Origin of the sequence: Streptomyces tricolor, from assembly GCF_002155905.1 — a bacterium.
GTDB lineage: Bacteria > Actinomycetota > Actinomycetes > Streptomycetales > Streptomycetaceae > Streptomyces > Streptomyces tricolor.
On record NZ_MUMF01000627.1, the window covers coordinates 1 to 8,718 of the forward strand.

The window sequence follows — 8,718 nt, forward strand, 5'->3', positions numbered from 1 at the left end:
CGTGGGTTCAAATCCCGCCACCCCGACCACCGGCTCATGACGTCGTGATGATCGCCTTTTGGGGCGCTGACCGGCTGCGGTTACTATGCAAGCTGCGCGCCCGTGTGTCCCGGCCCTCACGGCCTACGTACTCCTCCGGGCGGCGAAATCCGCCGGGCCCGTCAGGCTCCGGCAGAACCCGAGAAGTCAGCCACAAGGAGACCGAACCGTGAAGAGCGCCGTGGAGACCCTGAACCCGACCCGGGTTCGGCTCACTGTCGAGGTGCCCTTCGAGGAGCTCAAGGACAGCCTCGACGCGGCGTACAAGAAGATCAACCAGCAGGTCACGGTGAAGGGCTTCCGCAAGGGCAAGATCCCCGCCCGCGTGATCGACCAGCGGTTCGGCCGCGGCGCGGTCCTGGAGGAGGCCGTCAACGACGCGCTGCCGAAGTTCTACACCGAGGCGGTCAACGAGGCCGAGCTGAGCCCGCTGGGCCAGCCCGACGTCGACATCACCGAGCTGAAGGACGGCGAGACGCTGAACTTCACCGCCGAGGTCGACGTCCGCCCCGCCCTGGAGATCCCGGACTACTCCGGTATCGAGGTCGAGGTCGACGCCGTCGAGGTCACCGACGAGGACGTGGAGAAGTCGGTCGAGCAGCTGCGCGAGCGCTTCGCCTCCACCACCCCGGTCGAGCGTGCCGCCCAGGACGGCGACGTCGTCACCATCGACCTGCAGGCCAAGGTCGACGGCGAGGTCCTCGAGGACGGCATCGCCAACGGTGTCTCGTACACCATCGGCTCCGGTGAACTGCTGGACGGCATCGACGACGCCGTGAAGGGCCTGTCCGCCGGTGAGGAGGCCACCTTCACCTCCGAGCTGAAGGGCGGCTCCGCCGCGGGCAAGGAGGCCGAGGTCACCGTCAAGGTCACCCAGGTCGCCGCCCGCGAACTGCCGGAGCTGGACGACGAGTTCGCGCAGCTGGCCTCCGAGTTCGACACCCTGGAGGAGCTGAAGGCCGACAGCCGCAAGCGCCTCGCCAACATGAAGCAGTTCGACCAGGCCACGCAGGCCCAGGAGCGCGTCCTGGAGAAGCTGCTGGAGCTGGTGGAGGTCCCGGTCCCCGAGAAGCTCCTCGAGGACGAGATCAACACCCGCAAGCACAACCTGGAGCACCACCAGCTCGGCCAGATGGGCCTCACCCTCGACAAGTACCTGGAGATCCAGGGCAAGACCGCCGAGGAGTTCGAGACCGAGACCCGCGAGGCCGCGGTCAAGGGCATCAAGACCCAGTTCGTCCTGGACGAGCTGGTCAAGAAGGAGCAGCTGAACGTCAACCAGGAGGAGCTGACCGAGCACCTCATGCGGCGCGCCGCCTCCTCCGGCATGTCCCCCGACCAGTTCGCCCAGGCCGTCGTCGAGGGCGGCCAGGTGCCGCTGCTGGTCGGCGAGGTCGCCCGCGGCAAGGCCCTGGCCGTCGTGGTCGAGGCCGCCACGGTGAAGGACACCAACGGCGAGATCGTCAACCTGGACGACGAGGAGGAGACCGAGGCCGCCGAGGCGTCGGAGACCTCCGAGGAGAAGACCGAGGGCTGAGCGGCCCTGCGGCGCCTGTAAGGCACGTACAGACGGGCCCTGGGGCTTTCCCCGGGGCCCGTTTGCGTTGCCGGGGCAGCCGGCCAGCCCCGAGGGGCGCGGGGAACCGCGCGACGAGCCCCGTGCGCCCGCAGCCCGGCGAGCACCCGCACCACCCCCGCGAACCGCGCCCGGCACCTGGCGGAGCCCCGCGCGGAGCGCTACGCCCCCGGCGAACACCCGCATTCCCGGGATTCCCCGAAGGGACCCTCGCGTTAGGGTCCATGAAAGGCAGAACAATGAGACGGCCCGGCGCCGTCGTAAGACGAGCAGGTGGATACGTGACGAATCTGATGCCCTCCGCCGCCGGCGAGCCTTCCATCGGTGGTGGCCTCGGCGACCAGGTCTACAACCGGCTGCTCAACGAGCGGATCATCTTCCTCGGCCAGCAGGTTGACGACGACATCGCCAACAAGATCACCGCACAGCTGCTGCTCCTTGCCGCGGATCCGGACAAGGACATCTACCTCTACATCAACAGCCCGGGCGGCTCGGTGACGGCCGGCATGGCGATCTACGACACCATGCAGTACATCCCGAACGACGTGGTCACGATCGCGATGGGCATGGCCGCCTCGATGGGCCAGTTCCTGCTCACCGGCGGCGCCCCCGGCAAGCGCTTCGCCCTGCCGCACGCGGACATCATGATGCACCAGGGTTCCGCGGGCCTCGGCGGTACGGTCTCGGACATCAAGATCCAGGCCGAGTACCTGATGCGCACCAAGAAGCGCATGTCGGAGCTGACCGCGCGGCACTCGGGCCAGACGGTCGAGACGATCATCCGCGACGGTGACCGCGACCGCTGGTTCACGCCGGAGGAGGCCAAGGAGTACGGTCTCATTGACGAGATCATCACGCACGCCTCGGGTGTTCCGGGAGGCGGCGGCACCGGTGCCTGACCGGCCCGGCCACGCCACGCACCGCCGAGACACCAGCCCCCCGAACGCCACCAGGACGGTGAATCCCATGAGCAACTTCCCCGGCGCCGCCAGCGGCATGTACGAAGGGCCCCGCCCCGACAGCCGCTATGTCATCCCGCGCTTCGTCGAGCGCACCTCCCAGGGCATCCGCGAGTACGACCCGTACGCGAAGCTCTTCGAGGAGCGCGTGATCTTCCTGGGCGTCCAGATCGACGACGCCTCCGCCAACGACGTCATGGCGCAGCTGCTGTGCCTGGAGTCGATGGACCCGGACCGGGACATCTCGATCTACATCAACAGCCCCGGTGGCGACATGACCGCCCTGACGGCGATCTACGACACGATGCAGTTCGTGAAGCCCGACATCCAGACGGTCTGCATGGGCCAGGCGGCCTCCGCCGCGGCCATCCTGCTCGCCGCCGGTACGCCCGGCAAGCGCATGGCGCTGCCGAACTCGCGCGTGCTGATCCACCAGCCGGCGGGCTCCACCGGCCGCGGCCAGCTCTCCGACCTGGAGATCATCGCCAATGAGTTCACCCGGATGCGTGAGCAGCTGGAGAACATGCTGGCCAAGCACTCGAACCGGCCGATCGAGCAGGTCCGCGAGGACATCGAGCGCGACAAGATCCTCACGGCCGAGGAGGCGCTGGAGTACGGCCTCGTCGACCAGATCATCTCCACCCGCAAGCTGAACAACGCAGCGGTCCGCTGACGCGGATCGCGCCACTCTGAGCCCCTCTTGGCGCGGTTCACGGCAAAGTGAACCCTGCCAAGGGGGGCCCGAACACCGGGCCCGGCAAGGTACCGTCGGACATAAGGCAGCACCAGGAGCCGCTGGACTCGTAACGTCCAGGCGTCTCCCAGGCGAAGGGGAAGCACACCGTGGCACGCATCGGTGACGGCGGCGATCTGCTCAAGTGCTCGTTCTGCGGCAAGAGCCAGAAGCAGGTCAAGAAGCTCATCGCAGGGCCCGGTGTGTACATCTGCGACGAGTGCATCGATCTCTGCAACGAGATCATCGAGGAAGAGCTCGCGGAGACCAGCGAGGTGCGCTGGGAGGAGCTGCCCAAGCCGCGCGAGATCTACGAGTTCCTCGAGGGCTACGTGGTCGGCCAGGAGGCGGCCAAGAAGGCCCTGTCCGTCGCGGTGTACAACCACTACAAGCGGGTCCAGGCGGGCGAGAACGGCGGCGCGAACGGCCGTGACGACGCCATCGAGCTGGCGAAGTCGAACATTCTGCTGCTCGGGCCCACGGGCTCCGGCAAGACGCTCCTCGCGCAGACCCTGGCGCGGATGCTGAACGTCCCGTTCGCCATCGCCGACGCGACGGCGCTGACCGAGGCGGGGTACGTCGGCGAGGACGTCGAGAACATCCTCCTGAAGCTGATCCAGGCGGCCGACTACGACGTCAAGAAGGCCGAGACCGGGATCATCTACATCGACGAGATCGACAAGGTCGCCCGCAAGAGCGAGAACCCGTCGATCACCCGTGACGTCTCGGGCGAGGGCGTCCAGCAGGCCCTGCTGAAGATCCTGGAGGGGACGACGGCCTCGGTCCCGCCCCAGGGCGGCCGCAAGCACCCCCACCAGGAGTTCATCCAGATCGACACGACGAACGTCCTGTTCATCGTGGGCGGTGCCTTCGCGGGCCTGGAGAAGATCATCGAGGCCCGGGCCGGCGCCAAGGGAATCGGCTTCGGCGCCACGATCCTCTCCAAGCGGGAGCTGGAGGCCAAGGACGTCTTCGAGGACGTCATGCCGGAGGACCTGGTCAAGTTCGGCATGATCCCCGAGTTCATCGGCCGCCTGCCCGTGATCACGAGCGTCCACAACCTGGACCGCGAAGCGCTCCTCAAGATCCTGGTGGAGCCCCGCAACGCGCTGGTCAAGCAGTACCAGCGCCTGTTCGAACTCGACGGCGTGGAGCTGGACTTCGAGCGCGAGGCGCTGGAGGCCATCGCCGACCAGGCCATCCTCCGCCAGACCGGCGCCCGCGGCCTGCGCGCCATCATGGAGGAGGTCCTCCAGGGCGTGATGTACGAGGTCCCGTCCCGCAAGGACGTAGCCCGCGTCGTCATCACCGCCGACGTGGTCCTCTCCAACGTCAACCCCACCCTGATCCCGCGGGACGCGCGGGGGAGGGGCTCGGGGGAGCAGAAGACGGCCTGAGTTTGTTGACGCCGACGGGCAGGCACCCTGCGTTGGGTGCCTGCCCGTCGGCGTGTCGGACCGGGGGCGATGAGAACGGGCCATCGGTCCTGGGGGAACTGGAGCTCCTCCTATTTTCATGATCCAATTTCCGCGACCGAGTCGGACGTGAGTTCGAGCGTCTGGCTGCTTGAAACGGGAGGATGCTGAATGAATTTCCAGAAGGTGAAGCGCATGGCGGCCGCAGCCGGCGTGATGGTAGCGGCAGGTGCCCTGCCGATCCTCGTGGCCTCACCGGCGAGCGCCTCGCAGAGTGCCTGCACCAACTACGTGGCCAGCCATGGATACTTCGCCGGTCCGAAGGTGAAGGCGGCCTGTGACTACCCGGCCCTCGACACGGGCCTGTTCAAGATCGGCCACCCCGCCTGCCTCCTTGGGCTGGAAAAGATCGGAGTGAAGAGCGAGGTGTCCAACCAGGCTTGCAAGCGAGCCTGATGGCAGACGGAAGGCGGCTCATCGTCATGAGCCGCCTTCCACGCCGGTGATTTTGTCGGTGGGTCTCAGGCCTTGACGCGAACTTCCTTGCGGAGCTTGGCGGCCAGTTCGGCGTCGGCCGCCGGGTCGCTGCTGCGGCCCGCCGCGAGGTTGGCGAAGTCCATCGGCATGACGAACCCGATGGTGCTGTGGTCGCCCCAGATGCAGATCGACAGCGTCACGTCCTTGGGGCCGCCGCTGCTCGCGCCGGTGGGGGCGCTGGCCTGCTGGCACTTGAGGACCGCGCCGTCGAGACCGGCCGGCTGGTAGGCCTTCGGCTCGCCCTTCAAGGCGACGTCGTCGCCGTCGCTGTCCTTCTCGGCCTCGGACTTGAAGTAGGCGAACATCGCGTCGACGGTCTTCTCGGGGTCGTCGATGGTGCCGTAGACACCGCCGAAGTTGATCCCCTTCTTGCTCAGCGGGTTGTCCGGGTCCCCGGCCTCGTAGGAGGCGCTGACGTCGTGGGGATCCTGCACGCCCCACTTCTCGGCGTCCTTCATGTCGTTGTCCGACATGGAACCGCTGTCACTCTTGGACTTCTTGTACTCGGACAGCACCGTCGCCGGAGTCGTCAGCTTGTGCGGACCGTCGTCCGCCACATCGCTGCCGCCGCCGCTGCCGCCGAGCACGAAGTACGCGCCCACCGCCAGCGCGGCCACCACGGCCACCGCGCCGATGATCAGGCCCGTCTTCTTCTTCCCCCCGGCCGGCTGCGGAGCCTGCGGCATGCCGTAGGGCGCCGGGGGCTGCTGGCCGTACGGGCCGGGCTGCTGCGGCGCGCCCTGCTGCGGGTAGCCGTACCCGGGCTGCGGAGCCTGCGGGGCCTGCGGCGCCTGCTGAGGGTAGCCGTAGCCGGGCTGCGGAGCCTGCGGCTGCTGGCCGTAGGGGCCCGGCTGGCCGTACGGCCCCGGCTGCCCCGGCTGCCCCGGCTGCCCCGGCTGGCCGTACGGCCCCGGCTGCTGGGGCGGCTGGCCGTACGGGCCCGGCTGGTTGTTGCTCATTCCTGCGTTCCCCTCCAGGAGCTTATGTGTTCCTGACATCCTGGCCCAGGCCCGGGAATCGCACGTCACCGGGGGCCGCACCGTTACAGAACAAACGCGTTTCGGGACCACCCCGTGACACCTCTAAACTGACCCCCGTGACCGAGAACGCTCAGCAGCAGCCACCCGCGCCCGACACCGAACTGCCGACCCAGTACGCGCCGGCCGATGTAGAGGGGCCGCTGTACGAGCGCTGGGTGGAGCGGGGTTACTTCGAGGCGGACGCGAAGAGCGACAAGCCGCCGTACACGATCGTCATCCCGCCGCCGAACGTCACCGGCAGCCTGCACCTCGGGCACGCCTTCGAGCACACCCTGATCGACGCGCTCACCCGCCGCAAGCGCATGCAGGGCTACGAGACGCTGTGGCAGCCCGGCATGGACCACGCCGGCATCGCCACGCAGAACGTGGTCGAGCGCGAGCTGGGCAAGGAGGGCAAGTCCCGGCACGACCTGGGCCGCGAGGCCTTCGTCGAGCGCGTCTGGCAGTGGAAGGCCGAGTCCGGCGGGCAGATCAGCGGCCAGATGCGCCGCCTCGGAGACGGCGTCGCGTGGTCGCGTGAGCGCTTCACCATGGACGAGGGTCTCTCCCAGGCCGTCCAGACCATCTTCAAGAAGCTCTACGACGACGAGCTGATCTACCGCGCCGAGCGCATCATCAACTGGTGCCCGCGCTGTCTGACGGCGATCTCGGACATCGAGGTCGAGTACCAGGACGACGACGGCGAGCTGGTCTCCATGCGCTACGGCGACGGGGACGAGTCGATCGTCGTCGCCACGACCCGCGCCGAGACGATGCTCGGTGACACCGCCGTCGCCGTCCACCCCGACGACGAGCGGTACAAGCACCTCGTCGGCAAGCTCATCCGGCTCCCGCTCACCGACCGCTCCATCCCGGTCGTCGCGGACACGCACGTCGACCCCGAGTTCGGCACCGGCGCCGTCAAGGTCACCCCGGCCCACGACCCGAACGACTTCGAGATCGGCCAGCGCCACGACCTGCCGTCCATCACGATCATGGACGAGCACGCCGTCATCACGGCCCACGGTCCCTTCCAGGGCCTGGACCGGCTGGAGGCCCGCTCGGCGATCGTCGCCGCCCTCCGCGCCGAGGGCCGGATCGTCGCCGAGAAGCGGCCCTACGTCCACTCCGTCGGCCACTGCTCCCGCTGCAAGACCACCATCGAGCCGCGCCTGTCCATGCAGTGGTGGGTCAAGGTCGGCCCGCTGGCCAAGGCCGCCGGCGACGCCGTCCGCGACGGCAAGGTCAAGATCCATCCGCAGGAGATGGAGAAGCGGTACTTCGACTGGGTCGACAACCTCCACGACTGGTGCATCTCGCGCCAGCTGTGGTGGGGCCACCGCATCCCCGTCTGGTACGGCCCGAACGGCGAGGTCGTCTGCGTCGGCCCCGACGAGGAGCCGCCCACCGGCGAGGGCTGGCACCAGGACACCGACGTCCTCGACACCTGGTTCTCCTCCGGCCTGTGGCCGTTCTCCACCCTCGGCTGGCCCGAGCAGACCGAGTCGCTCGCGAAGTTCTACCCGAACTCCGTCCTGGTCACCGGCTACGACATCCTCTTCTTCTGGGTCGCCCGGATGATGATGTTCGGCCTGTACGCGATGGACGGCACCCCGCCGTTCCACACCATCGCCCTGCACGGCATGGTCCGCGACCAGTTCGGCAAGAAGATGTCGAAGTCCTTCGGCAACGCGGTCAACCCGCTGGACTGGATGGACAAGTACGGCAGCGACGCCCTGCGCTTCACCCTCGCCCGCGGCGCCAACCCGGGCGTCGACGTCCCGATCGGCGAGGACTGGGTCCAGGGCTCCCGCAACTTCGCCAACAAGATCTGGAACGCGACCCGCTTCGCGCTGATGAACGGCGCGACGGTCGAGGGCCCGCTGCCGGACCCGTCCGCGATGTCGGCGACGGACCGCTGGATCCTCTCCCGCCTGAACTCCGTCGTGGCCGAAGTCGACGCGTACTACGACGACTTCCAGTTCGCCAAGCTCTCCGACGCCCTCTTCCACTTCGCGTGGGACGAGGTCTTCGACTGGTACGTCGAGCTGTCCAAGACGGTCTTCCAGGCGGGCGGCGAGCCGGCCGAGGTCTCCAAGCGGGTCCTCGGCGAGGTCCTGGACGTCACGCTGAAGCTGCTGCACCCGGTCGTCCCGTTCGTCACGGAGACCCTCTGGACCACCCTGACCGGCGGCGAGTCGATCGTCATCGCCGACTGGCCGACCGACAGCGGCTTCCGCGACGAGGCCGCCGAGCAGGAGATCTCCACCCTCCAGTCGGTCATCACCGAGGTCCGCCGCTTCCGCGCCGACCAGGGCCTCCAGCCCGGCCAGCGGGTCCCGGCCCGCCTCACCCTCGACGGCACGCCGCTGGCCCCGCACGAGGCGGCCATCCGCCAGCTCCTCCGCCTCCAGCCCGAGGGCGACTCCTTCACGGCCAC

Annotated in this window: 7 protein-coding genes; 6 read left to right on the forward strand and 1 reads right to left on the reverse strand. The window is 68.4% G+C overall.

Features of this window, described 5'->3' with window-relative positions:
- The first annotated feature begins 208 nt into the window (after positions 1 to 208).
- From tig to CCN44_RS35855, 5 genes are all read left to right on the forward strand, one after another.
- Positions 209 to 1,576 carry a trigger factor gene (gene tig / locus CCN44_RS35835; RefSeq protein WP_086702768.1) on the forward strand — a complete coding sequence of 456 codons (1,368 nt, stop codon included), beginning with the start codon at positions 209 to 211 and terminating at the stop codon, positions 1,574 to 1,576.
- A 332-nt stretch (positions 1,577 to 1,908) separates the two neighbouring features.
- A complete protein-coding gene (locus CCN44_RS35840; protein ID WP_059254987.1) occupies positions 1,909 to 2,514 on the forward strand; it encodes an ATP-dependent Clp protease proteolytic subunit in 606 nt (201 codons plus the stop codon).
- 67 nt (positions 2,515 to 2,581) lie between these two features.
- Positions 2,582 to 3,247 (forward strand): ATP-dependent Clp protease proteolytic subunit, encoded by a 666-nt coding sequence (locus CCN44_RS35845; protein WP_059249543.1) that lies wholly within the window; start codon positions 2,582 to 2,584, stop codon positions 3,245 to 3,247.
- A 170-nt stretch (positions 3,248 to 3,417) separates the two neighbouring features.
- Positions 3,418 to 4,704, forward strand: a complete 1,287-nt coding sequence (clpX, locus tag CCN44_RS35850; protein ID WP_059249542.1) for an ATP-dependent Clp protease ATP-binding subunit ClpX — start codon at positions 3,418 to 3,420, stop codon at positions 4,702 to 4,704.
- 189 nt (positions 4,705 to 4,893) lie between these two features.
- On the forward strand, positions 4,894 to 5,178 hold the full coding sequence (locus CCN44_RS35855; protein WP_086702774.1) for a hypothetical protein: 285 nt from the start codon (positions 4,894 to 4,896) through the stop codon (positions 5,176 to 5,178).
- Positions 5,179 to 5,243: 65 nt separating this feature from the next.
- On the opposite strand, the gene CCN44_RS35860 is transcribed toward CCN44_RS35855, so the two are convergent.
- Complete coding sequence (locus CCN44_RS35860) at positions 5,244 to 6,218, reverse strand: hypothetical protein (protein ID WP_086702777.1); 975 nt, start codon at positions 6,216 to 6,218, stop codon at positions 5,244 to 5,246.
- A gap of 137 nt (positions 6,219 to 6,355) precedes the next feature.
- On the opposite strand from CCN44_RS35860, the gene CCN44_RS35865 reads away from it, so the two are divergent.
- On the forward strand, positions 6,356 to 8,718 hold a 2,363-nt coding region (locus CCN44_RS35865), incomplete at its 3' end, for a valine--tRNA ligase (RefSeq protein WP_086702780.1).

Bases quoted from the DNA above. Each gene is read 5' to 3' on its own strand.
- CCN44_RS35855 (WP_086702774.1), top strand. From the start codon at position 4,894: ATGAATTTCCAGAAGGTGAAGCGCATGGCGGCCGCAGCCGGCGTGATG.
- CCN44_RS35860 (WP_086702777.1), bottom strand. From the start codon at position 6,218: ATGAGCAACAACCAGCCGGGCCCGTACGGCCAGCCGCCCCAGCAGCCG.
- CCN44_RS35840 (WP_059254987.1), top strand. From the start codon at position 1,909: ATGCCCTCCGCCGCCGGCGAGCCTTCCATCGGTGGTGGCCTCGGCGAC.
- CCN44_RS35845 (WP_059249543.1), top strand. From the start codon at position 2,582: ATGAGCAACTTCCCCGGCGCCGCCAGCGGCATGTACGAAGGGCCCCGC.